Source organism: Micromonospora sp. NPDC093244, from assembly GCF_040683695.1.
GTDB lineage: Bacteria > Actinomycetota > Actinomycetes > Mycobacteriales > Micromonosporaceae > Micromonospora.
Window position 1 is genome coordinate 272,130 of record NZ_JBFBEO010000005.1, and the last position, 22,664, is coordinate 294,793.

Consider the following 22,664-nt stretch of genomic DNA (forward strand, 5'->3'; position numbering starts at 1 on the left):
ATGGTCGACGTGGCCCGGCATGCCGGGGTCAGCCTGAAGACGGTGTCCCGGGTGGTCAACGACGAACCGGTGGGGCAGGAACTGGTGGGTCGGGTCCTCGCCGCCATCGCCGAACTGGGCTTCCGGCGTAACGACATCGCCCGCAACCTGCGTTCGCGGCAGCTCAACGCCACGGTGGGGCTGCTCATCGAGGAGATCGCCAACCCGTTCTACGCCACCATCGCCAGTGTGGCCGCCGAGATCGCCGCCGCGCACGGCACGATGTTGATCACCGCCTCGTCGGAGGAGGACCCGGAGCGGGAACGCGCCCTGCTCCAGGACTTCACCCAGCGCCGGGTCGACGGGCTGCTCGTGGTGCCGGCCGGCCCCGACCACTCGTTCCTGCGCCGGGAGGTGGAGCTGGGCATGCCTGTGGTGTTCCTGGACCGGCCGCCGCAGGGGTTGCAGGCGGACGCCGTCCTGCTGGACAACCGGGGTGGCAGCCAGGCCGGCGTCGGCGCGCTGCTGGCCGAGGGGCACCGCCGGGTGGGCCTCCTGCTCGGCGCGCCGAGCGTGTCCACGATGCGCGAGCGGCTGGTCGGTGCGCGGGCCGCGCTGGCTGCCGTCGGTGTGGAACCGGACGAGTCGCTGGTCCGGGACCGTCTCATCGCGCCGGAGGAGGCGGGCCGCGCGGTCGCCGAACTGCTCGACCTTCCGGCCCCTCCCACCGCGTTCTTCTGCGCCAACAACAGGCTCACCGTCGGCGCGCTCCAGGAGCTGCACCGGCGGGGCAGTGACGCCGCGCTTGTCGGCTTCGACGACTTCGAGCTGGCCCACCTGATGCCCAGGCCGCTGACCGTCGTCGCCTACGACACCCGTGAGCTGGCGAGAGTCGCCACCGAACGCCTCTTCCAGCGGATTGCCGGCGACGACGACAGCCCTCCGTCAACCACTGTCCTCCCCACCCAGCTCCTCCCCCGAGGCCTGTCCTGACCAGGCCCCACCTCGCCCGGTGCCGCCACCGCGAGCGTTGAGCACCGCGTCTTCGCACCGCAGGCAAGGCAGCTGACACCTACTCCCCCATTGCTCTGCACCCCGATGTGCACCGGTCACGGACCGTAGCCGTCGCATCCGCAGGTGCAGAGCAAAGGAGGGTCAGCCTGTGGGAGCGAGGAGGGCCTCCACCTCGGCGCGGCGGGGTGGGTCGGCGCCTCGGCGGGCGCAGGTCAACGCGGCCACCGTGGCGGCCCGCCGCAGCACCTCAGCCCACTGCTGGGCGCTCACCGCGGCCAGCCGCTCGACCGGACGGTCACCGAGCGCGTCGAGGTCGACCAGCGCGGCCAGCAGACCGCCGGTGAACGAGTCGCCGGCGCCGACGGTGTCGACCACAGTGGTGGGCACCGCCGGCTGCTCGTGCAGCGACCCGTCCGGGGCGAGCAGGACGACGCCGTCCCCACCCCGGGTCACCACCGCGCAGGACACCCCGGCCGCACGCCACTCGGTCATCACGTCGGCGAGCGTCCGGTCCGGGTGGAGCCAGGCCAGATCCTCGTCGCTGGCCTTGACCACGTGCGCGAGGCGTACCTGCCGCCGTACCCTCTCCTGCTCGGCCGCCCGGTCCGTGACGATGCTCGGACGCAGGTTGAGGTCGATGGAGAGGGTCAGCCCGTCCCGACGGTGTTCGCTGGCGAGCAGGTCCTCCAGCACCTGCGCGCCGGGGGCCAGCGCGAGCGCGAGCGACCCGGTGTGGAAGGCGGTCGCCGGTGATCCGGCCAGCTCGGGCAGCTCGCGTGGCGTCCACTGCCAGTCCGCCGTTCCGGCCAGCCGGAACTCGTAGCTGGCCTGGCCGGTGGCGTCCAGGGTGGCCACCGCCACCGAGGTGGGCTCCTCGGCGCGCACCGCCCACCCCAGGTCCACCCGGTTGGCGCCCAGGTACTCGGTGAGCTGCCGGCCGTACCCGTCGGTGCCGATCCGGGCCAGCAGCCGCACCGGCTCGTCGAGCCGGGCCAGGGTGACCGCCACGTTCGCCGGGGAGCCGCCGGGAACGGCCCGCTCCCCCTCGGCGGTGACCACCAGGTCGACAAGCGCCTCCCCCGCTACCACGATCACGCGGCCACCTCGCCCGGGGCGAGCGGGCCGGGGCCGCCGAGGCCGTGGGCCGAGCGGGACAACAGCACCGCCTGGTACGCGTGGTAGACGTCCGGTCGGCCGTGCCAGACGGTGTCGGCGGGACGGTTCCCCGGGTCCAGCTCGTGCCGCCACCCGGTGCCGTCGACGAGGTGCTGGCGGGCGTACGCCCAGAAGACCCGGTACCAGTCGGCGTAGACCTCGTCGCCGGTGCGCCGGTGCAGGGTGACCGCCGCGCCGACGGCCTCGGCGAGCACCCAGTGCATCCGGGCGCGTACCACCGGCCGGTCGTCCCAGTCGATCGTGTAGACGAAACCGTCGGCTCCGTCGACCGCCCAGCCGCGCCGCACCGAGGCGGCGAACAGCTCACGGGCGTCGTCCAGCAGCCAACGGGGCGGCTGCGGCAGGACCGCCTCCAGGTCGAGCAGCAGTCGAGCCCATTCGAGCCAGTGGCCGATCGTGGAGCCGTACGGCCGGAACGGGTCGGCGGGCTGGTCCCGGTTGTAGTCGGGCAGCGGCGTCCAGTCGGCGGTGTAGTGCTCGGGCAGCCGCCAGTCGTGCCGGGCGGCTTCGCCGTGCACGAGGTGGTCGGCGATGCGCAGGGCCCGGTCGGTCCAGCTCGCGTCGCCGGTCGCGGCGGCAGCGGCAATGAACGCCTCGACCATGTGCATGCTGCTGTTGGCGCCGCGGTAGTCCTCGGTGACCGTCCAGTCCCGGTTCCACGACTCGCGGACCGAGCCGGTGGCGGCGTCCCAGAACCGGTCCCGCACCACGGCCTGCGCGTCGGCGAGCAACCGGTCCGCGCCGGGTCGTCCGGCGCGCGCGGCACTCGACGCCGCGAGCAGGACGAACGCGTGGTCGTAGCCGGCCTTGTGGTCGTCGACGGGCGTGCCCTGCTGGTCCACGGCACTGAACCAGCCGCCGTACCGCTCGTCGCGCAGCAGTGTGGTGAGCGCGGCGATCCCGTGGTCGACGAGGGCGGCGGCGTAAGGGTCACCATTGCGGTGGGCGAGGGCGGCCACGTGGGTCATCCGGCAGGTGATCCAGGTGAAGACCGGTTCGCCGCGATCCGGGGTGCGGTCGTCGGCCAGCCACCAGAAGCCGCCCTCGGGCCGCACCGAGTGGCGGGCCGTGTCGAGCAGAGTCCGGGTCTGGTCGACGAGGAACTCGTCCAGACCGGGCAGATCGGGTGACCCGGCGGGAGCGGGGGTCGTGTCGGCGTCGGGTGGGGGCACGTCGGTCATCTCAGCTGTTCACCGTCGGGTAGGAACGGACATACGGTCGGGGTCGGTGCGGATCATGTCCGCGCCGGGACATTGTGAACGCAACGGCGGACCCAGGTTGGCCCGCCCGGCACTAATTCATGCGTTATGTCCTTTGACATCGTTGTCACTGATCAACCCTGCTCCGGCGGTCGGGTCACTGTCAACTCCGCTCGCGTCACACCGCGCCGCTGCCGCGCGCCCCGCCGACGCGACGGATGCCCCAGGATGGCCGGATGGATCTACCCAAGGGTCTCGACTGGGTACGTGGGTCACCGGCCGGCCGGGACTGGCTGGCCGTGCTCCCGAGGTGGCTGGCGGAGTGCGCCGAGCAGTGGTCGCTGCGGCTCGGGCCGCCGTTCGAGCAGGCGTACGCCTCTCTGGCTCTCCCCGCCGAACTGCCCGACGGCACGGTGGCGGTGCTGAAGCTCCAGTACCCGGACGACGACAGCCGGTACGAGGCCGACGCGCTGGCCCTCTGGGACGGCGACGGGGCGATCCGCCTGCTCGCGCACGACAGGGAACGCCGCGCCCTGCTTGTGGAACGCTGCCAACCCAGCACCGCCCTGCACGAGCTGCCGATGGACCGGGCGCTGGACGCGGTGACCGGGCTGCTGCCCCGGCTCTGGCGACCGGCCGGCGGGCCGTTCACCCGGTTGGCCGAGGAGGCCGCCGGCTGGATCGACCGGATACCGCGCAGCTGGGAGCGGGCCGGCCGACCGTACGAACGGCGGCTGCTCGACGCGGCGCTCGACCTGCTCCCCGCCCTCGCGTCCAGCCAGGGCGACCAGGTGCTCGTCAATCAGGACCTGCACGCCGGTAACGTGCTCGCCGCCGACCGCGAACCGTGGCTGGCGATCGACCCGAAGCCACTTACCGGCGAACGGGAGTTCTCGGTCGTGCCGATGGTGCGCGGCCCGGAGCTGGGCCACTCGCCGGCCGCCGTCCGGCACCGGCTCGACCGGCTGAGCGCCGAGCTGGGGCTGGACCGGGAGCGGGTACACGGTTGGACGGTCGGGCAGACGCTCGCCTGGAGCATCGACGGCGACGTCGTGTTCGCGCACCAGATCGAGGTGGTCCGCTGGCTGCTCGGCGGCGACTGACGGCTCAGCCGGCCTGGCAGGTACGGCACCAGTAGAGGTTGCGGCCGGCCAGCTCGCCACGGCTGACCTCGGTGCCGCAGACGTGGCAGGGCGCGCCGGGGCGGCGGTAGACGTACACCTCGCCGCCGTGCCGGTCCACCCGGGCCGGCCGGCCCATCGCCTCGGGCAGGTGCGGGTCGCGCACGGTGTCGATCCGGCCGTGTTCGGCCGCGAGCCGCATCAACCCGACGAGGTCCGCCCAGAGCGCGTCCCAGCCGTCGCGGGTCAGCAACCGGCCGGGCATCGTCGGCGGCAGCCCCGCCCGGAACAGCGCCTCGGTCACGAAGATCAGGCCGGTGCCGGCCACCACCGACTGGTCCAGCAGGAGCGCGGCCAGGGGCGTCGGGCTGCGGGAGATCCGGGCGTACGCCCGCAGCGGATCGGCGTCGCCGCGCAGTGGATCCGGGCCGAGGCGGTCCCGCAGCGCGGCCACCTCGGGCGGGGTGAGCAGTTCGCAGGCCGTGGGGCCGCGCAGGTCCAGCCAGTTGCGGTCGCTGGCCAGCCGGAGCCGGATCTGGCCGACCGGGTCCGGCGGCTCGCCCGACCCGTCGGTGAACTTGCCGTACAGCCCGAGGTGCACGTGCAGGGTCAGGTCGGCGGCGTAGTGGTGCAGGAGGTGCTTGCCGTACGCCTCGGTGCCCTCCAGGACGCTGCCGGAGAGCCGGGCGGCGCCCTCGGCGAAGCGGCCCTGCGGGCTGGCGGCGTGCACCTTGTCCCCGGCGAACAGCTCGGCGTGCCGGGCCGCCAGGCGGTGGATCGTGTGTCCCTCTGGCACGGGTGCCAAGGATAGTCAGCTGCGGCCGGCCGGGCCCCGGGCCCGTCCGGGTCGAGCGCGACAGCCGTACCCGGAATCGGTGTCAGGAAACACCCAGGTGGGTACTTCAGGGCGGTAGCGCGTGGATGCCACCCTCTCCGTCGGCCACCACGCATTCATCAGGAGGTGTGTAGTGGTCAGGATTCCTTCGCTGTCCCGCCGGTCCGAGCCGGCACCGACGCGGGACGAGAACCTCGACGGCCGCGTGGACGGCCGCGACACCCCGGTCACCGACCGGAACGACACGATGCTCACCGGCAGCCGGACGGACGACGAGACCGCGGGCCGCCCGGTGGTGACCGACCGGGACGCCGACCAGACGACGTACCGCAGCACCACGGCGACCGGCGACCAGGCCAGCGAGACCGAGCGACGGGCCGCCGAGCGCGCGGCGGTGGCCCGCGCCGCCACCGCCCGACCGGCGGACGGCGACGCCCGAGCCGTGACCACGGCGACCCCGACCCGTGATCGCACCGCCGACCGGGACGTCGACCTCGACCGGGACCGGGTGACCCCGACCGACACGACGGACCGCGCCACCCGGCCCGCCGACACGACTGACCGGGTCACCACCGACCGCCCGGTCGACCCCACTGCGGACCGGACCGCGCCGGAGCCGCAGGTGACGCGCGGCCCAAAGCCGCGGGCCAGCCTGCTCGCCACCCTCGGCCTGATCGTCGCCGTCGCCGGCGCGCTGTTCGTGCTGACCGGCACCCTGGCCGGCTACGGCATCGGGCTCGGCGCGTTCGGCGCGGTGCTCTCGGTGTTCGGCCTCATGGCCACCCGCCGCCGGCACATCGCCGGCAAGACCGACGCGCTGTTCGGCGTGCTGATCGGCCTCGCCGCGGTGGTGCTCGGCGTACTGGCGATGACCGGCCAGTTCGACTGGCCGACCACCGACGGCGACTGGGTGCAGCGCTTCCGCGAGTGGCTCGACTCACAGTTTGTCGACCGTTTCTAGCGGGCACTGTTCCGCTCGCCGGTGATGCAACCGGCGAAAAGCCGGCGGTTCGCCGGTAGCCCGAACACCCGGTGGTTCACCGGCGGGCGACACCCTTTCAGGGGCGGCGGTTCGCCGCCCCTGAAGTGTTTCCGGGGTACGGCACGCGTCCGACACAACGAATCGCTCCCGGCGGTGGCTCAGACGCAACGAATGTTCGCTCTGCGCAACTCTCGGTGGTGGATCCTGCCGCTGACGCCGCATAACGTTGAGCAACGGCGCCAGCCCGTGGGCCACGGTGGCCGGGCGCGCCCGACCCCTGGGAGCAGGACCAATGACGATGGACGCCACCAGCCAGCGCCTGTTGATGTGCCGGCCGACGTACTTCGCCGTCGACTACGCCATCAACCCCTGGATGGACCCGAGCGCGCCGGTCGACGCCGCGCTGGCCGTCCGGCAGTGGGAGCAGCTGCGCCAGACGTACCGCGATCTGGGCCACACCGTCGAGGAGATCGCTCCGGTGCCCGGCCTGCCCGACATGGTCTTCGCCGCGAACGGCGGCACCGTGATCGACGGCAAGGCGATGGCCGTGCAGTTCCGCGACCCGCAGCGCGCCGACGAGGCGCCCGCCTACCGGGCCTGGTTCGAGGCCGCCGGCTTCGAGATGTACGACCCGAAGCACGTCAACGAGGGCGAGGGCGACGTCCTGCTCGCCGGCGACCACCTGCTGGCCGGCACCGGCTTCCGCACGGCGCACGCCTCGCACGCCCAGTTGCAGGAGGTCTTCGGCTACCCGGTGGTCACCATGCAGCTCGTCGACCCGCGCTTCTACCACCTGGACACCGCGCTGACAGTCCTCGACGAGCGGACCGTGGCGTACCTGCCGGAGGCGTTCTCCCCCGGCAGCCAGGCAGTGCTGCGTCGGCTCTTCCCCGACGCCGTGCACGCCACCATGGCCGACGCCGAGGTGCTGGGCCTCAACGCGGTGAGCGACGGCCGGCACGTGGTACTGCCCGCGCAGGCCACCGACCTCGCCGCCAAGCTGCGCGACCGGGGCTACGAAACCATCGGTGTCGACCTGTCCGAGCTGCGTAAGGCCGGCGGCGGACCGAAGTGCTGCACGCTGCGACTCCGTCAGGGAAAGGCAAGCAAGTGATCGTGGATGACATCCTGCGTACGCCGGGAGCGGTCCGGGACGCCGAGCGCTGGACGGCGCACAACTACCACCCCCTGCCGGTGGTGATCTCGTCCGCCGAGGGCGCGTGGCTCACCGACGTGGACGGCAAGCGCTACCTGGACTGCCTGGCCGGCTACTCCGCGCTCAACTTCGGCCACCGGCACCCGCAGCTGATCGCCGCCGCGCACGCCCAACTGGACCGGCTGACGCTCACCAGCCGGGCGTTCATCCACGACCAGTTCGCCGACTTCTGCCGGGAACTGGCCGAACTGTGCGGCAAGGACCTCGTGCTGCCCATGAACACCGGCGCCGAGGCCGTGGAGACCGGGATCAAGGTGGCCCGCAAGTGGGGCTACCAGGTCAAGGGTGTGCCCGCCGGGCAGGCCAACATCGTGGTCGCCGAGGGCAACTTCCACGGCCGGACCACGACAATCGTGAGCTTCTCCACCGACGAGGACGCCCGCGCCGACTTCGGGCCGTACACCCCGGGCTTCACAGTCGTGCCGTACGGCGACCTCGACGCGCTGACCGCCGCGATCGACGAGAACACAGTCGCCGTGCTGCTGGAGCCCATCCAGGGCGAGCAGGGCGTGGTGGTGCCGCCGGAGGGCTACCTGCCCGGCGTGCGCCAGGTCTGCACCGACCGGAACGTGCTGTTCATCGCCGACGAGATCCAGTCCGGTCTGGGGCGTACCGGCGCGACCTTCGCCTGTGACCACGAGGGCGTCGTGCCCGACATGTACCTCCTGGGCAAGGCCCTCGGCGGCGGCATCGTGCCGGTCTCCGCGGTGGCCGCGAACAGCGACGTGCTCGGCGTGCTCAAGCCCGGCCAGCACGGCTCCACCTTCGGCGGCAACCCGCTGGCCTGCGCGGTGGCGATCGAGGTGGTCCGGCTGCTGGCCACCGGCGAGTTCCAGCGCCGGTCGTCGGAGCTGGGCGAGCGCCTGCGCGCCGGCCTGGAAGGCCTGGTCGGCAAGGGTCTCGTCGCCGTACGCGTCCGCGGCCTGTGGGCCGGTCTGGACATCGACCCGACGCTGATGAGCGGCCGGGAGGCGTGCGAGCGGCTCGCCGCGCGCGGAGTGCTCGCCAAGGACACCCACGGTTCCACCATCCGCCTCGCCCCTCCGCTGGTCATCAGCGAGGAGGAGATCGACCTGGCGGTGGCCCAGCTCGCCGAGGTGCTGGCCGGCTGACCCGGAACGCGCGAAAAAGGCGGGCGTCGACACCGACGCCCGCCTTTCGCGTCAGGGACGGGGCAGGCGCATGGCCATCGTCGGGGCTTCGGCCATCACCGAGGTCGGCGTGAACGGGGCGCCGGTCGGCAACTCCTCGGCCCGGCCGATCTGCACACCCGGGTACAGCTCCACCATGTCGTTCTCGCCAAGCACCCGGGACTGCTGCGGTGCCAGGGGGATCCGGTCCGCCTCGTTCATCGAACCGGCCGGCCGGATGCCCGAGCCGTTGGTGCTCACGTCGGTCACGATGACCTCGCCGACCCGCAGCTCGAAGCGGACGTGACCCCTGCTGATCCACCGCCGGGCCTCGTCGTTGAGCCACTGCCCGAGCATGATCCCGCCTTCCTGCTCGGGCGCGCGGCCAGCCACCACCGGCTGCTCCTCGCTCAACACGAACCGCCGCCGGACCAGACCGCCGACGCGCACCGCCAGCACCTCCGTACGCGGCCGGGGCCCGCCGTCGCCGAGACGCGCGCCATGTCGGGGGCAGGTCGGCACGCCGTTGCGCAGCGAGGGCGGCGGCTGCGCGGCCGGGCTGCGGTCCGCCCCTCCGGCCAGGTCGGCGAACGCTCCGCCCCCACCGCCACCGCCGAACAGCGCGCAGCCCGACTCCGGGCACCGCCACTGCCGGGCCAGCAGCTTCATCCCGGTCGGCGAACGCTTGCCGGCGACCGGGGCGTGCCCGCCACCGACGTGCGCGATGAACACCGGCCCACCCGCGCCGGGCACCGGAGCGACCACCCGGCCGGGCTGCTCGACCAGCCACGGGAACCGCCCGCGCAGCCCGTCGAAACGCACCCGGCTGAGCACCGGCAACCCGAGCAGGTCGGCCACCTCCAGCATCCGGTCACCCGGGTTGTCGAGCACCTCGACGAGCCCGTCGTCGGCCCAACGACGAACCACCATCCGCTCGTTCGAGGTCAGGTCCGCGTCGGAGAGCAACGCCCGGTGTACGACCGCGTACACCTGGACGCTGTCCTCCTCCAGCTCGCGGGAGAGCGCGTCGATGACCATGCCGAGCCGCAGCAGGCTGGCCGGTCGGCCGCCGTCGATGTCCTGGTAACGGATCACCTCGGCCAGGTCGAGCACCGCCCGGGCCAGCGACGGATCCGTGCAGACCCGCCCCTCGATGGCGTCCAGAACCTTGCTGATCTCGAATCTCATGCCGCACTCCGGACGATGTCGTCGATCCGCCGGGCCAACTCGATGTCCCGGTGGGTGACCCCGCCGGCCGAGTGCGTGACGCAGCGGAAGGTCAGGGTCCGCCATCGGATGTCGATGTCGGGATGGTGGTCGAGGTCCTCGGCCACCGCCGCCACCCGGTCCACCACCGCGATGGCGTCCGGGAAACTGCCGAGCTGGACCGTACGCCCGATGCCTGTCGGGTCACCCGACCAGTCGGACAACCCGCCCAGCTCTTCTCGCACCGCGTCCGCGGTGAGCAGGTCTGCCATGACCAGACCCTACCGGTGACGCCTGCACCGGGCCGGACGCGCCACCGGTGCCGACGGGAGACGGGACGGCGGTGGGGCGGCATCAGGAGATGCCGCCCCACCGGTACGTCTCGCGTCGGCCGCGCCGCAGCCGGTCCGTTCAGCCGCGCAGCGGCCGGCCCACCTCGTGCAGGTGACCGAGCGCCTGCCGATACGACTCGACCAGCCCGGTCTCCGCGTACGGGATGCCCTGCTCGACGCAGTAGGCACGGACGATGGGCTGCGCCCGGCGCAGGTTGGCCCGGGGCATGTTCGGGAACAGGTGGTGCTCGATCTGGTAGTTGAGCCCGCCCAGCGCGGTGTCCACCAGCCGGCTGCCCCGCACGTTGCGGGAGGTCAGCACCTGCTTACGCAGGAAGTCCAGCTCGTCCTCGGCGGTCGGCATCGGCATGCCCTTGTGGTTCGGCGCGAACGCGCAGCCCATGTAGAGACCCCACAACGCCTGGTGCACGACGGCGAAGAGCAGCGCCTTGACCGGCGACATGACGGCCAACAGCAACGCCACGTAGCCGACTGTGTGCGCGACGAGCAGCACCGCCTCGACCGCCCGGTGCCGCATCGGGGTCGTGTACCGGCCGTTCTCCCGGCCGACGATCGCCCGGATGCTCGCCACGTGCAGGTTCAGACCCTCGAGCAGCAGCATCGGGAAGAAGAAGTACGCCTGCCGCCGGGCCATCCACCGACCGAACCCCCGCGTCTGGATCGCCTGCTCGGGCGTCCACACCAGGGCGCCCGCGCCGACGTCCGGGTCCTCGTCCTCGTGGTTCGGGTTGGCGTGGTGCCGGTTGTGCTTGTCGACCCACCAGCCGTAGCTGAGCCCGACCGCCAGATTGCCGGCCGACAACCCCACCAACTCGCTGGGGCCGCGCCTGCGGAACATCTGCCGGTGCCCGGCGTCGTGCCCCAGGAACGCGACCTGCGTGGTGGCCACCGCCATCACGGCCGCGAGCGCCAACTGCCACCAGGAGTCGCCGACCAGGAACACGCCGACCCAACCGGCCACGAAGGCGCCGAGGGTGAGCACGATGCGGGTGACGTACCAGCCGGGGCGCCGTTCGAGCAGACCCGCCTGGCTGATCCGTCGGGACAACTGTGCGTAGTCACTTCCTCGCCGTCGTACCGGCGGTTCTGCCACCGCTCCGAGCGCCATCGCTGCTCCCGTTCCACTTGGGCCCGTACCGGGGTGGTTCGGGCCTACTGCCAAGTGTCCCGGCAGCGGTAGCGCAGAGTAACCCTGACAACCCCCGGATGGGGGGTAGGGCGAGCCCTACCCCCGCCTCAGCCGAGGCTCGTCACGGCGGCCCGCAGCCGGGCCAGGTCGCGGCGGCGGCGCTCGTAGGTGGCGGCGAGCCCGACCAGCGCCAGCCCTCCGACAGCCAGGTAGATCCACCGGGGCAGCAGGTCCCATCCGCGCGCCAACTCGTGCAGCGCGAGCAGGGCCAGCACGCCACCGCCGAGCACGACTGGCGCCTGCCAGCGGCGGGCCGCACCGGCCAGCACCACCACCAGCGCCGCCGCGCCGAGCAGCAGCCGTCGCCACGGCTGCGAATCCGGCCCGCCCAGCACCGACACCAGGCTCGGCAGCAGCGCCGCGACGAGCCCCGGGCCGAGGGCCGGCCAGCTGATCAGCCCCGGCCTGGTCCGCAACGCCAGCAGACCCGCGCCGAGGGCCAGCGCCGCGGCCGGCAGGGTGTACGCCTCCACCACCGTCACCCCGCCGGCGGCCAGCAACACCCACGCCCCGAGCAGTTCGCTGCCGGCGGCGATGCCCGCGAACGCCCACCGGCGTCCGGCCGGCTCGCCACGGCGCAGCAGCCGCAGCGCCACGGCGACACCCCAGAGCACGCAGACGGTCGCGAGGTGCCGCGCCACCTCGACGGTGAGCACTGCCGCCACGAGCGCCACCGCCTGGGCGGCGGCGTCCAGCACCCGCCCGAGCAGTGCCCGCGCCGCCAGCACCTCGACCGGCCGCGACGGGCGGGCCGCCTCGACCGGCGATGGGCCGGCCGCGACAGCGCCGGACGAGCTGGTCACGGCCGCGACAGCCAGGACCAGCGCGGCCACCGCCAGCAGCGGGTACGCCGCCGCGCGCAGCGGCTGCCCGCCGGCGAGCAGTGCGGTCACCGCCAGCGCGCACGCCGCACCCACCGTGGCGAGGCACCCCGCGACGCGCGTCCCGACAGCCCGCGCCCCCACGGCGACGACCACCGCCGCCACCAGCAGGACCCCCTCGGCGGCGAGCGTGCCGGCCCGCGTGGCGAGCAGCCACACCACGCCGACGGCGACCAGCACCACCCCCACGGGTACGGCGGTCGGCGCGAGAGCCGGACGCGGCGCGGCGAGCGCGGCGAACAGCAGCGCGGCCACACCGGCGAGCAGCACGGCACCCGGCATCACCGGCCAGGGCGCACCGGCCGCGACGAGCAGCACCGGCAGCGCGGCAGCGGCGAACGGCAGCGCGACCAGCAGCGGCGGGCGACCCCGTCGACCAGCCAGCACCACGGCCACCGCCAACGCGACGAGCGCCAGCCCGGCGGGGTACCCCGCCGGGTCCGCGACGGCGGCCGGCGCACCCGACCAGACCGAGCCCCCGCTGACGTACGGCGACGCGAGCGCGTTCAGCACCGCGGGCAGGGTCGCCAGCACCGCCACCGCCGCCAGCAGACCGCCCGCCACCACCAGCACGCCCGGCCGGCCAACCGCCGGCGTCCCCCCGACCAGCGGCGTCCCCCCGACCGCCGGCCGATCGCGGTGTGCCACGAGCGCCACGCCCAACGCCGCCAGGGCCGCGTACAGCCCGATCGGTTCGTCACCCGCCGCCACCAGCGGCGCGAGGCCGGACACAGCCACCGCGACCACCGCGCCGGTCACCGCGTACCCGGCCAGCTCCACCCGGTGGCGACGTGCCGCGAGGACCGCGACCAGCGGCAGCACGGCGGCGGCCAACGCGAGCCGGACCTGCCACCAGGGCTGCGCGCCCGCGACGAAAGCCGCCAGCGCGGCGATCCCGGGCAGCGCGAGCTGCGCGACAAGGAGGCCTCCACCGGCCACCAGGCGGTACGGCCCGGACGCCCGCCGCACCGTGAGTGCCAGACCGACAGCGACCAGGACGCCGAGCGCCACAAGGGCACCCACCGGATCGGCCAGAGCCACCAGCAGTCCGTGCCCGAGCAGGACCGTGCCGCCCAGGGCCCGGCTGGACAGCGTGCCCGGTCGCGCCATCGGACGGGCCAGCACGGCGAGCAGCAACGCGGCCCCACCGAGCAGGTCCACTGTCAGCACGGCCGACCAGGAGGCAGGCCAACCGGCGGGCACGGCGAGCAGCACCGCCACCGCGCCGACAGTGGCCAGCATCTCCCACGCCCGGCGGGGTACCAGCAGCGCCGTCGCCGCGAACGCCAGCGCGAGGGCGGGCGCCACCTGCCAGCCCCAGTCCAGGTCGGGTCCGGTCCCGGCCCCGCCCCACGGCGGCAGCGACCGGCCGACGGCGGCGACCGCAAGCGCGACGGTGATCAGCGCGGCAATCTGCGCGGTTCCCGCCGCGACCAGCAGCGCCCCCACCCGCGGGCCGGTCCACAAGCCGCCGCCCCCAACAACCGCCGACCCGGCTGTCCCCGATCCGGCCGACGCCGACCCGGCTGTCTCCGCCCCGGCTGTCTCCGACCCGGCCGCCACCGGCCCTTCCGTTGTCGATCCGGCCCCCTCCGACCGGATCGACGCCGGCAGCAGTCGCACCGCACCCACCAGGACGACGGCCACCACCGCCGCCGCGATCAGCAGCAGCGCCGGCCGCAGCTCGGCCACCGGGCGCAGCACCGCGACGGCCAGCACCGGCACCAGCAAGCCGGCGGCCAGCGCACGCAGCACCGGCCCGCCTACCACCCGGGTCGCGCCGAGCGCGGCCAACGCGACAAGCAGCAGCGGCGCCCCCGCCAGCAGCGGGGTGCCCGCGGAGCGGCCGATCAGCAACGGCACCAGGGCGCAGGCGGCGGCGCAGGCGAGCGCCACGACGTGCCCGACGACGGCAACCACCCGGCCGGCCAACGGCACCGTCCCCGGCCGGCCACGCAGGGCCACCACCACGGCCAGATCCAGCAGCGCCACCCCGAGCAGGACCAACGCCCACCCACCGGCGTCGGGCCGCGCCTCGGCGGCGAGCAACGGCAGCACCGGCTGCACGCCCAGCAGCCCCGCGAACCACGGCCCGGCCAACCCACTGAACCGCCCGTACGCCACGGCGACCGCCGCGCTGGCCCCCCCGACCAGCGCGGCGTACCGGCTACCCGGCCAACCTGCCACCCCGGCCAGGTCCACCGACCAGGCCGCGTAACCGTCAAGCACCACCAGCAGCAGCCCCACCGCGGCGAACGTCTCCGCCGTCCCGCGCAACCCCCGACGGACCGCCAGCAGCGGGACGGCCAGCGCGAGCGCGGTGAACGCCGCCAGGATCAGCGCCCGGCCACCAACCCCGACCGACGCCCACGCGACGGCAGTGAACACCACCGCCGCGGTGCCCAGCAGGAGTCCACCGAGGACGAAGAGCAGACCCTGGATCGTCCGCGTCGAAGCCTCCGCCGCCCCCGGCGCCGGCTCCCTCCCGACCGTCGACACCGGAACGCTTCGCGGCACCGGCCCGACGACGGACGCCGCGACCCCGGCGCGGACGACCGCCGCCAGCTCGGCCCGCCGGCGCGAGGTGGCCGCCAACCGGCCGGCCAGCTCGGTGTACGTCCGACGGGCCTGCTCCACCCGCGGCTCAAGCTGGGCCACCTCCCGACCCAGCCGCACCACCTCGGCGGCGACCGGGTCGGGCGGGCGGCGGCAACCGGCGCAGCCGGCGCTCAGGTCAGCCGGGGCGCCGCAGGCGGGGCAGGGATAGCGGGTGTCGTCCACCCGCACATCATCGAAACACCACCGGGTCGCGGCCCAGAGTGCGCGTACTCATGGTCGGGTGTGCTCGTGTACCCAGGTCGCGTAGCCGGGGTCGCCACTCTCCACCCTGGACACCAGGATCTCCGGCACCTCGTACGGATGGCTGACCCGGATCTGGTCGACCAACGCGGAGAGCCGGTCCGGGGCCGTCTTGAACTGCACCGACCATTCGGTGCTGGTCTCCACACCGGAACGCCACCAGTAGGTGCTGTCCACCTGACCGCCGACCTGAGCGCAGGCGGCGAGCCGCCCGGCGACGGCCGCGGCCGCCAGCACGTCGGCGACCGAACGCGCATCCACCACAGTCGTCACCACGCAGATCTGGTCCACGACCGCACCCTACGCGGCACCGTCCCGCTGAGCCCGCTTTTCGTTCGCGACTGCGGGGCTCCGCTTCGCTGCACTCCTCGCGCTCACCGGAGCCCGCTTTTCGTTCGCGACTGCGGGGCTCCGCTTCGCTGCACTCACCGGTTGGCCGCGATCCACGCGTCGATCTGCGCCCACCAGTCATAGAGCCAGTCGATGCGTTCCTGCCTGCCGGTCGGGACGTCCTCCGGAGGCACCGACCAGAACCGCATCACGATCCGCTTGTCCATCGGCAGTTCGCGCCACACGTCGGCGACGGTGAGCATCCGGTCCAGGCCGGTGTGCGCGACGAAGATGACCCCGGCGTCCGGGGCGGCGTCGAGCGCGGCGAGCATCCCGCCGGGCTGCGGGGCGAGCACGTGGCGCATCCGCTCGGCACGCAGCGCCATCCGTTCCAGGCCGAGCGAACGCAGTCGGGCGATGGCACGCAGCCGCCGCTTGGGCGTGAAGTTGCCGCCCTCCGGGAAGATCACGAACGCGTCGTTGTCGTCCAGGCCGTCGGCGAGGTGCCCCACCTGGCGTACCGTCTCCTCGCCGCGCTCCGGTGTCGGCGCGATGAACCGGCTGGGCAGCCTGTTGAGCAGCACGTCGATAGCCGGGTCCCACTGGAGGCTGTCCTTGAGCACGATGCGCGGCTCCCGGTGGAACCAGTTGACCAGCCCGTGGATCAGGATGAACGAGTCGCCCGGCCCGGCGTGCCGGCAGAGCACCACCTCCGGCCGGCCGGGCAGCGCGGTGTCCGGGTCGGTGCCCACCACGTCGATGCTGAGCCGCAACGCCCACCGGGCCTGCCAGAACAGCACCCGCAGGAACCAGCCGGCCAGCACGTAGTGGGCCCGCTGGAAGGCCGGCGACCGGGTCCGCCAGCCACAGCCGGAGACCACCCAGAGCACGAACAGCGCGAGCAGCGCGGCGGCGTCCCACACCAGGTAGACGCAGCCGATCCAGAGCACCCGCAACGGCCGGAACCGGCCCGGGACCAGCGGCGACGCGGCGGCGGCGAGCAACGCCCAGACCGGCAGCGTGGTGACCACGACGAACGCCAGCAGCACCACGGCGGGAGCGATCAACAACCGGCGGAGCCACCTGGGGGGCAGCGGCATCAGCGTTCCACGTGGGTGGCGAGGTAGCGGCGCGAGGCGGTGTACGCCCGGCTGATCCGCCGGCCCACGGCCGCCATGTCCCGGTACGCCCACGGGGTGTCGTCGCGCGGGTTCAGCCCGCCGGTCGGCAGGACGTGCACCTCCACCCCCTCGGGCAGCGCGGCCATCTCCCGGAAGAAGCGGTGCCGGCGGGATATCTCGAACGCCACCTGGGCGATCTCCCACGGCCGCCGGGGCGGGGTCAGCTCGCGTTCGATCCGGCCCACCTGGAGGACGAAGATCCGGCCGGCGCCGGCGGCCACCGCCTCGCCGATCGGGATGGAGTTGACGATGCCGCCGTCCACGTAGTGCGCGCCATCGATCTCCATGGGTGGGAGCAGCCCCGGCACCGACGCCGACGCCAGCACCGCCGGCACCACCGGCCCGCTGTCGAACCAGTGCTCGGCGGCCCGCTCGATGTGCGCGGCGCAGCAACGAAACGGCACCCGCAGGTCGGCGAACGTCGTGTCGACGCCCAACTCGGATTCGAGCAGCCGGCGCAGGGGTCTCGGCGAGTGCAGATGGGTACGGGCGGCGAAGCGGCGCAACTGCCGGGCGACGGAATCGCCGTACACCTCGCTGGCCTCCGGCGACGCCCAGAGCCGGACCAGCCGGTCGGTCACCGCCTCCGTCGGGTCGGCGGCCACCAGCGCGCCGTTCACCGCGCCGATGGAGGTGCCGAGCACCAGGTCGGGTTTGATGCCGGCGCGGAACAGGGCACGCAGCATGCCCACCTCGACCGCGCCGAGGACTCCCCCGCCGCCGAGCACGAACGCCACAGGTCCCCCCGCCATGTCTCTCATCCTGGCACGCGCCCGCCGCCACCGGCATTCGGCGCAGAGCGGGCACCGCCAGGCGACGGCCAGCAGGACGCCGTTGACAGGCCGGACACATTCGCGCAACCTGATACCGCTCCCACCCCGAGGCAGGTGCGATCCGTGAAGGCAGCGCTGCACCCGGGCCGGTTACTGGCCCGCAGGTACCGGCTTGTCGACCAGATCGGCGCCGGCGGCATGTCGGTCATCTGGCGTGCCCGCGACGAGGTGCTGGACCGGGTCGTGGCCCTCAAGGTGCTCGCCCCGTCGTTGGCGGCCGACGCCCGCTTCCGCGACATGGTGCGCGAGGAGGCCCGCGCCGCCGCCCAGTTGGTGCACCCGCACGTCACGTCGGTGCACGACTACGGCGAGACGGTCGACCCGGACGGCTCGATCACCTCGTTCGTGGTGATGGAGTTGCTCAGCGGCGAGGAGCTGGAGCTGCGGCTCACCGAGGGGCCGCTGCCGTGGGCCGAGGCGGTCGAGGTGGGCGCGCAGATCGCCGACGCGCTGGCAGCCGCGCACCGGCTCGGCATCGTGCACCGCGACATCACCCCGGCCAACGTGATGATGACCGCGACGGGCGTCAAGGTGCTCGACTTCGGTATCGCCACCAGGATCGGCGCCCCGGACGAGGACGAGGACGGCGGCACCTTCGGCACCCCCGCCTACGTGGCCCCGGAACGGCTCGACGGCGCCCCCGCCCAACCGGCAAGCGACGTGTACTCGCTCGGCGTCCTGCTGCACGAGGCGCTCACCGGTCGGGTCCCGTACCCGGCGGACACCTGGGAGCAGCTCAGCGCCGCGCTGGCCGACGGTCCGGCGCCGACCCTCACCGACCTGCCGGAGCTACCGCCGGCGGTGGCCCGGATCTGCCTGCGCTGCCTGTCCCGCGACCCGGCGGGTCGGCCGACCGCACGGCAGGTGGCGACCACCCTGCGCGACCAACTGCTGCCGGGCGAGCGGCCCGCCCCGGTGTCCACCCTGGCCATGCCCCTCGAACCGGTTCCCGGGCCCACGGCGACGGACGCCCCCGCCGAGGAGGCGACACCGTCCCCGGCTCGGCCCCGTCGCCGGCTGGCGCCGCTGCTGGTTCCGGCGCTCCTCGCGGTCGGCGTGGCACTGGCCGGGGTGGCCCTGCTGCCCGACGAGCCATCGACACCCCGGACGCAGCCGTCGACCGGCCCCGTCGCGCCCCCGTCGTCCGGCCCGTCGGCCGTCGAGTCGTCCCGGCCCGCGACCCCGTCACCGTCCGCACCGCCGAGCGCCCGCTCGACCACCTCCGAGCCCGGCACCCTGATCGAGGCCGCCAACCGTGTGGATCGGCTGATCGGCGACGGGCTGAACGCCGGGGAGATCCGCTCCGATGTCGGCCTCGACCTGCGCAACGAGCTGCGGAACCTGACGGTCGCGGTCGGCTCCGGCCGGGACCAGCTGGCGCCGCCGGTGGCCCGGCTGCGGGAGAAGGTGGCCATCCGCCTCGGCGAGGGCGGCATCAGCCCGGCGTACGCGCAGCGGCTCGACGTCGCCATCAGCGAGCTGGGCGCGGTAGGCGTCTGACCCAGCTCCACACCTCGGCGGGTCAGCGGGCCGACACGCGGGCCGGTTCGCGGATGTCGTACCGGTCGGCGACGAAGCGGCGGTAGACGTCCTCGTAGCCGTACGCCATCCGTTCGACCGAGAAGTTCTCCGCGACGTGCGCCACGCAGTCCTGCGGGTCGAGCTGCGCTGCCGCGCGCAACGCCGCCGGGAGGTCGTCCGGGGTTTCGCACACCAGCCCGGTCACGCCGGGCCGGACCAGCTCCGGCACCGCGCCCCGGTTCAGGGCGACCACAGGGGTCCCGGTCGCCATCGCCTCCAGCATCACCATGCCGAACGGCTCCTCCCACTGGATCGGCATGATCAGGCAGCGGGCGTCGACGAGCATCCGCAGGGTCTGCGCCCGGTCGGCGTTGAGAACGACCGTCACGTCGTCGTCGATGAGCGGCTCGACGACCTGCTCGAAGTAGCGCCGCTCGGCGGGCTCGTTGCACTTGCCGGCCAGCAGCAACGGCAGCCCGGCTTCGCGGCACGCCCGGACGGCGACGTCCGGGCCCTTGTCCGGGCTGAACCGCGCGAGCCACAGCACCGGCCCGGGGCCGGGCTCGGTCTTGCGGGGGAAACCTCGGATGTCCAGCGCGTTGTGCACAGTGCCGGCCCAGGGCAGGCCGGGGTTCAGGCCGCGCTGCGCGTGCGAGATGGCCACCAGGCCGACGCCCCGGTCGGCGTCACCGAGCACGTCGCCGTACTCCCCGACGGGGTTGCCGTGCACTGTCGCGACAGTCGGGACGGCCCGGCGGCCGGCGACCAGCGGACCGATTGTGGTGTGGTCGTGGATCACGTCGAAGTCGGCGGCGGTGATCAGTCGGTTGACCCGGGCCAGGTGGGCCAGCTCCGGCAGCGATTCGCCGAGCCGCTCGTACTGGACGTCAGGGACTGTGGAGACGAAACCGCCTGCTGACGTGCCGTGCTGACCGCCGGCGCCGAACAGGGTCACCGCGTGCCCGTGCGCGGTCAGCGCGTCCACCAGGGCGGCGACGACCTGCTCCAACCCGCCGTAGCCGGGCGGCGGCACGGTCAGCCAGGGCGGGACCACCATCGCGATGCGCAACGACCGCTCTCCGGAGCGGTCGGCGGGCGGGTGGTTCACGGCCACGGATCCTCCCCCGATTGTCCCGGTTCCGGTGTCGCCGCCGGTCGGCGTGGTCCGCGGCGGTTTCCCCGTGAAGTCGCGGGTAAACCGGACAAGACGGACGCTCACCCGCCGACCAGGAGCTGGTCGTGGACGACCCGTACTCCTGGCGCGGACCAGGCCACCCGCTGGACCTGGTCGCGTTCCCACCACGAGCGGACCACCCCCGCGAGGACAAGCGTGTCGCCGTCCACCTCGACTGTCACCCGGTCCGCGCCGATCGTGCGCAGCAACGCACGCTGGACGTCGTGCCGCAGCCGATCGCCGGCGGGCGGCGCCGGCGGGCGCACCTCGACGAGGTTGGTGATGCCCCGCACCCCGTCCAGTCGGGTCAGCTCCCCCTCGGCGGCACGGCGCTGCCAACCGAACTCCACCTCGCCGCGCAGCATCAGCCAGCCGTTGGCGACGGTCACCGCCAGCCGCTCGGCGGGCACGAAGCTGTCCCACTCCAACGCCCGGGAGGCCGCGACGGCGATCTCGGCGTCGGTACGCCCCGGCGTGCCCGCCAGCCGTACCTCGATCTCGTCGGCCACCGCCCGCACCCCGCGTACCCGCTGCGCGCAGCGGGCCGCCGCCCACCGCCGGGCGACGCCGTCCACGAACCCGTGCAGGGTGACCACGCCCTGGTCGACGGTCACGCCGATCTCGTTCGGTTGCAGCCGCGCGTCCCACGCCAGCTCGGCCAGGACGTCGCGCTGGATCCGCTGGTCGTCGTCGGCATTCACCGGTCCCACCCCCGTCTCGGCTCGTCCTGGCGAACCTGCCGTGCACACGGGTGACGGCGGTTCACCCGGATCGGGTGAACCGCCGTCGGGATGAGAGGAAGCGGCGGGTGACGGAGCCAACCCCCTTGGCCCCGCCACCCGCCGCCGGAGGGAGGGAGCAGGTTTCTGGTGTTACGACGTCTCGGCGAGCGTCACGGTTGCCGTCTTCTCGACACCGTTTCGCTTGTACTGCACCTCGACCCGGTCGCCGACCTTGCCGGCCTGCACCGCGCCGACCAGATCGTCGGAGTCGTTTATCGCCTTCTCGCCGAAGCGGGTGACGACGTCGCCCCGCTGGAGGCCGGCCTTCTCGGCGGGGCTGCCCGCGGTGACCGACGCGACGAGAGCGCCGCCGCCCTCGGCCTGGTTGACGCCCACCCCGAGCGACGGGTGGCTGACCTTCTCGCCGCGCTGGAGCTTGCCCGCGACGTCCTTGGCCTTGTTGCTGGGGATGGCGAACCCGACGCCGATGTTGCCGGTGCTCTGCCCGGAGGTGGCGATGGCGGTGTTGACGCCGATCACCTCGCCCCGGGTGTTGACCAGAGCGCCACCGGAGTTACCGGGGTTGATCGGCGCGTCGGTCTGGAGCAGGCCGGAGATGGAGCTGACGGCCTGGCCCTGCTGGCTCGGGTCCGGCTGGCCCTCGCCGGCCCGGATGGTGCGGTCGCGGGCGCTGAGGATGCCCGCGGTCACCGAGCCCTGCAGACCCAGCGGGCTGCCCAGGGCGAGCACCTGGTCGCCAACCTGCATGGCGTCGCTGTCACCGAACTTGGCCGCCTTGAGGTCGCTCACCCCGTTGGCCTTCACCACGGCCAGGTCGGTCTTCGGGTCGGTGCCGACGATCTTCGCCTCGGCGTTCTTGCCGTCGGCGAAGACCACCCGCACGGTGTTGCCGGAGGCGGAGGCGACCACGTGGTTGTTGGTGAGCACGTACCCGTCGGTGCTGAGCACCACCCCGGAGCCCTCACCGCTGTCGGTGGTGATCGAGACGACGCTGTCCTGCACGGACGCGGCGATCTTCGGCAGGTCCGCGCTGTTGAGCACGGGGGCCGCCGAGTAGGTGCGGGTGACACCGCCGCCGTCGCCGTCGAGGGCGAGCGCGAGCGCCCCGCCGGCCACGCCCGAGCCGAGCATCAGGGCGAACACGGCGACGCCCGCGCCGGCGAACTTCGCGATGCGGCTCGGCCGGGGGCCGCTGCCGGGCGGTGCGACAGGCGGACCCCACGGCGGGACCGGCTGACCCGGCTGGTGCGCGTGCTGCTGGTGCGGGTAGGCGGCACCCGGCTGGCCCCCGCCGGCCCAGCCGGACTGCTGCTGCTGACCCGCGTACCAGGGGGCGCCGGGAGCCGTCGGCTGCGGGTAGCCGTACTGGCCGGGCGTCGGGTGGCCGGAGACCGGGTAGGGCGGCGCGGACGGGGTGGCCGCGGTCAGCGGCTCGTACTCGGTCGGCTGCTGCCCGGCGGCCGGCTGGCCGGCGTACGCGGTGGTCGGCGCGTCGTGCCCGGTGGCGCCGGCAGGCGCGGCGGTGGTCGCCGCGTCACCGGTGGAGGGGACGACCGGTACGGGAGTGGTCGGGGAGTCGGACTGCGCGCGCTCGTCGCGCGGCAGCTCGGCGGTGGGGTGCGACGGCTCGGCGTCGGTGGGGGCCGGCCGGCGCTGCGGGTCGGACTCGAACTCGGTCATGCCACTACCTTCTCCCCGGGCACTGCGATCAAGCTGGAACCGTCCTGGAAGTTGGCTGAAAG

19 protein-coding genes are annotated in these 22,664 nt (G+C 73.8%); 6 read left to right on the top strand and 13 right to left on the bottom strand.

What is annotated here, in order from left to right; all coding sequences use genetic code 11:
* The gene (locus AB0N27_RS24395) at positions 1-972 is read left to right on the top strand and encodes a LacI family DNA-binding transcriptional regulator (RefSeq protein ID WP_364374301.1); all 972 of its coding nucleotides are present in this window, start codon (positions 1-3) and stop codon (positions 970-972) included.
* A gap of 162 nt (positions 973-1,134) precedes the next feature.
* On the opposite strand, the gene AB0N27_RS24400 is transcribed toward AB0N27_RS24395, so the two are convergent.
* Both AB0N27_RS24400 and AB0N27_RS24405 read right to left on the bottom strand, forming a co-directional pair.
* Positions 1,135-2,088, bottom strand: a complete 954-nt coding sequence (locus AB0N27_RS24400) for a carbohydrate kinase (RefSeq protein WP_364374035.1) — start codon at positions 2,086-2,088, stop codon at positions 1,135-1,137.
* Positions 2,085-3,350, bottom strand: coding sequence for an AGE family epimerase/isomerase (locus tag AB0N27_RS24405; RefSeq protein ID WP_364374038.1), 1,266 nt, complete (start codon positions 3,348-3,350; stop codon positions 2,085-2,087). The genes AB0N27_RS24400 and AB0N27_RS24405 overlap by 4 nt, the downstream gene beginning before the upstream one ends.
* Positions 3,351-3,604: 254 nt before the next feature.
* Between AB0N27_RS24405 and AB0N27_RS24410 the strand changes: the two genes are divergently transcribed.
* A complete protein-coding gene (locus tag AB0N27_RS24410; RefSeq protein ID WP_364374041.1) occupies positions 3,605-4,471 on the top strand; it encodes an aminoglycoside phosphotransferase family protein in 867 nt (288 codons plus the stop codon).
* A 4-nt stretch (positions 4,472-4,475) separates the two neighbouring features.
* Here the strand turns inward: AB0N27_RS24410 and AB0N27_RS24415 are convergent, their stop codons facing one another.
* Positions 4,476-5,285, bottom strand: a complete 810-nt coding sequence (locus tag AB0N27_RS24415) for a DNA-formamidopyrimidine glycosylase family protein (RefSeq protein WP_364374044.1) — start codon at positions 5,283-5,285, stop codon at positions 4,476-4,478.
* 172 nt (positions 5,286-5,457) lie between these two features.
* Here AB0N27_RS24415 and AB0N27_RS24420 point away from each other — a divergent pair, with 172 nt between their 5' ends.
* The 3 genes from AB0N27_RS24420 to rocD all read left to right on the top strand — a co-directional run bounded on the left by AB0N27_RS24420 (position 5,458) and on the right by rocD (position 8,634).
* Positions 5,458-6,285 (top strand): DMT family transporter, encoded by an 828-nt coding sequence (locus tag AB0N27_RS24420; RefSeq protein ID WP_364374047.1) that lies wholly within the window; start codon positions 5,458-5,460, stop codon positions 6,283-6,285.
* A gap of 319 nt (positions 6,286-6,604) precedes the next feature.
* On the top strand, positions 6,605-7,420 hold the full coding sequence (gene ddaH, locus AB0N27_RS24425; RefSeq protein ID WP_364374304.1) for a dimethylargininase: 816 nt from the start codon (positions 6,605-6,607) through the stop codon (positions 7,418-7,420).
* A complete protein-coding gene (rocD, locus tag AB0N27_RS24430) occupies positions 7,420-8,634 on the top strand; it encodes an ornithine--oxo-acid transaminase (protein ID WP_364374307.1) in 1,215 nt (404 codons plus the stop codon). The genes ddaH and rocD overlap by 1 nt, the downstream gene beginning before the upstream one ends.
* Before the next feature lie 51 nt (positions 8,635-8,685).
* On the opposite strand, the gene AB0N27_RS24435 is transcribed toward rocD, so the two are convergent.
* The 7 genes from AB0N27_RS24435 to AB0N27_RS24465 all read right to left on the bottom strand — a co-directional run bounded on the left by AB0N27_RS24435 (position 8,686) and on the right by AB0N27_RS24465 (position 17,403).
* Entirely contained in the window at positions 8,686-9,840 is a 1,155-nt protein-coding gene (locus AB0N27_RS24435; protein WP_364374050.1) for an FHA domain-containing protein, read from the bottom strand.
* A complete protein-coding gene (locus AB0N27_RS24440) occupies positions 9,837-10,130 on the bottom strand; it encodes a 4a-hydroxytetrahydrobiopterin dehydratase (RefSeq protein ID WP_364374053.1) in 294 nt (97 codons plus the stop codon). Before AB0N27_RS24440 ends, AB0N27_RS24435 begins: the two co-directional genes overlap by 4 nt.
* A 139-nt stretch (positions 10,131-10,269) precedes the next feature.
* Positions 10,270-11,319 carry an acyl-CoA desaturase gene (locus tag AB0N27_RS24445; RefSeq protein ID WP_364374056.1) on the bottom strand — a complete coding sequence of 350 codons (1,050 nt, stop codon included), beginning with the start codon at positions 11,317-11,319 and terminating at the stop codon, positions 10,270-10,272.
* A gap of 128 nt (positions 11,320-11,447) precedes the next feature.
* Entirely contained in the window at positions 11,448-15,062 is a 3,615-nt protein-coding gene (locus AB0N27_RS24450) for a hypothetical protein (protein ID WP_364374059.1), read from the bottom strand.
* 48 nt (positions 15,063-15,110) lie between these two features.
* Entirely contained in the window at positions 15,111-15,431 is a 321-nt protein-coding gene (gene cutA, locus AB0N27_RS24455) for a divalent-cation tolerance protein CutA (RefSeq protein ID WP_139587248.1), read from the bottom strand.
* 134 nt (positions 15,432-15,565) lie between these two features.
* Positions 15,566-16,570, bottom strand: a complete 1,005-nt coding sequence (locus tag AB0N27_RS24460) for a 1-acyl-sn-glycerol-3-phosphate acyltransferase (protein ID WP_364374063.1) — start codon at positions 16,568-16,570, stop codon at positions 15,566-15,568.
* The gene (locus AB0N27_RS24465) at positions 16,570-17,403 is read right to left on the bottom strand and encodes a patatin-like phospholipase family protein (RefSeq protein ID WP_364374065.1); all 834 of its coding nucleotides are present in this window, start codon (positions 17,401-17,403) and stop codon (positions 16,570-16,572) included. Before AB0N27_RS24465 ends, AB0N27_RS24460 begins: the two co-directional genes overlap by 1 nt.
* Positions 17,404-17,547: 144 nt before the next feature.
* On the opposite strand from AB0N27_RS24465, the gene AB0N27_RS24470 reads away from it, so the two are divergent.
* Positions 17,548-18,984, top strand: coding sequence for a serine/threonine-protein kinase (locus AB0N27_RS24470; protein ID WP_364374068.1), 1,437 nt, complete (start codon positions 17,548-17,550; stop codon positions 18,982-18,984).
* 22 nt (positions 18,985-19,006) lie between these two features.
* Here AB0N27_RS24470 and AB0N27_RS24475 read toward each other — a convergent pair whose 3' ends face one another.
* The 3 genes from AB0N27_RS24475 to AB0N27_RS24485 form a co-directional block, all read right to left on the bottom strand.
* Positions 19,007-20,062 carry a glycosyltransferase family 4 protein gene (locus AB0N27_RS24475; protein ID WP_364374310.1) on the bottom strand — a complete coding sequence of 352 codons (1,056 nt, stop codon included), beginning with the start codon at positions 20,060-20,062 and terminating at the stop codon, positions 19,007-19,009.
* A 158-nt stretch (positions 20,063-20,220) separates the two neighbouring features.
* Positions 20,221-20,880, bottom strand: a complete 660-nt coding sequence (locus AB0N27_RS24480) for a BON domain-containing protein (protein WP_364374071.1) — start codon at positions 20,878-20,880, stop codon at positions 20,221-20,223.
* A gap of 171 nt (positions 20,881-21,051) precedes the next feature.
* Positions 21,052-22,602, bottom strand: a complete 1,551-nt coding sequence (locus AB0N27_RS24485; protein ID WP_364374074.1) for a trypsin-like peptidase domain-containing protein — start codon at positions 22,600-22,602, stop codon at positions 21,052-21,054.
* Positions 22,603-22,664: the final 62 nt, after the last annotated feature.

What these genes read in the sequence shown, in the direction of transcription:
- AB0N27_RS24395 (WP_364374301.1), top strand. Translation starts at nt 1, where the DNA reads ATGGTCGACGTGGCCCGGCATGCCGGGGTCAGCCTGAAGACGGTGTCC.
- AB0N27_RS24405 (WP_364374038.1), bottom strand. Translation starts at nt 3,350, where the DNA reads ATGACCGACGTGCCCCCACCCGACGCCGACACGACCCCCGCTCCCGCC.
- AB0N27_RS24410 (WP_364374041.1), top strand. Translation starts at nt 3,605, where the DNA reads ATGGATCTACCCAAGGGTCTCGACTGGGTACGTGGGTCACCGGCCGGC.
- ddaH (WP_364374304.1), top strand. Translation starts at nt 6,605, where the DNA reads ATGGACGCCACCAGCCAGCGCCTGTTGATGTGCCGGCCGACGTACTTC.
- AB0N27_RS24435 (WP_364374050.1), bottom strand. Translation starts at nt 9,840, where the DNA reads ATGAGATTCGAGATCAGCAAGGTTCTGGACGCCATCGAGGGGCGGGTC.
- AB0N27_RS24440 (WP_364374053.1), bottom strand. Translation starts at nt 10,130, where the DNA reads ATGGCAGACCTGCTCACCGCGGACGCGGTGCGAGAAGAGCTGGGCGGG.
- AB0N27_RS24445 (WP_364374056.1), bottom strand. Translation starts at nt 11,319, where the DNA reads ATGGCGCTCGGAGCGGTGGCAGAACCGCCGGTACGACGGCGAGGAAGT.
- AB0N27_RS24460 (WP_364374063.1), bottom strand. Translation starts at nt 16,570, where the DNA reads ATGCCGCTGCCCCCCAGGTGGCTCCGCCGGTTGTTGATCGCTCCCGCC.
- AB0N27_RS24465 (WP_364374065.1), bottom strand. Translation starts at nt 17,403, where the DNA reads ATGGCGGGGGGACCTGTGGCGTTCGTGCTCGGCGGCGGGGGAGTCCTC.
- AB0N27_RS24475 (WP_364374310.1), bottom strand. Translation starts at nt 20,062, where the DNA reads ATGGTGGTCCCGCCCTGGCTGACCGTGCCGCCGCCCGGCTACGGCGGG.
- AB0N27_RS24485 (WP_364374074.1), bottom strand. Translation starts at nt 22,602, where the DNA reads ATGACCGAGTTCGAGTCCGACCCGCAGCGCCGGCCGGCCCCCACCGAC.